Below are 255 nucleotides of genomic sequence, written 5' to 3'. Positions count from 1 at the left end.
GGACCGGGACGGACAGGCCGCTGGTGTACCAGTTGTCCCGCCAGGGGCATAGCTGGGTAGCCATGCCTGGAAGGGATAAGCGCTGAAAGCATCTAAGCGCGAAGCCCGCCCCAAGATGAGGTTTCCTGCCGGGGTAAAACCCGGGTAAGACCCCTGGTAGACTACCAGGTAGATAGGCCGGAGGTGTAAGCCGGGTAACCGGTTGAGCTGACCGGTACTAATCGGTCGAGGTCTTGACCTGGAGCCTGCCCTGAC

1 rRNA gene is annotated in these 255 nt (G+C 61.2%); it reads left to right on the top strand.

Annotated elements, in window-relative coordinates:
* Nucleotides 1–241: ribosomal RNA gene (locus DXX99_RS11230) — 23S ribosomal RNA — on the top strand; the annotation flags it as partial.
* Between the last annotated feature and the right edge of the window lie 14 nt (nt 242–255).

It is taken from the genome of Ammonifex thiophilus (assembly GCF_003368535.1).
Classification (GTDB): Bacteria; Bacillota; Desulfotomaculia; order Desulfotomaculales; family Ammonificaceae; genus Ammonifex; species Ammonifex thiophilus.
The sequence above is the reverse complement of the archived record's forward strand: the minus strand, read 5'-3'. Positions and strand labels throughout refer to the sequence as shown.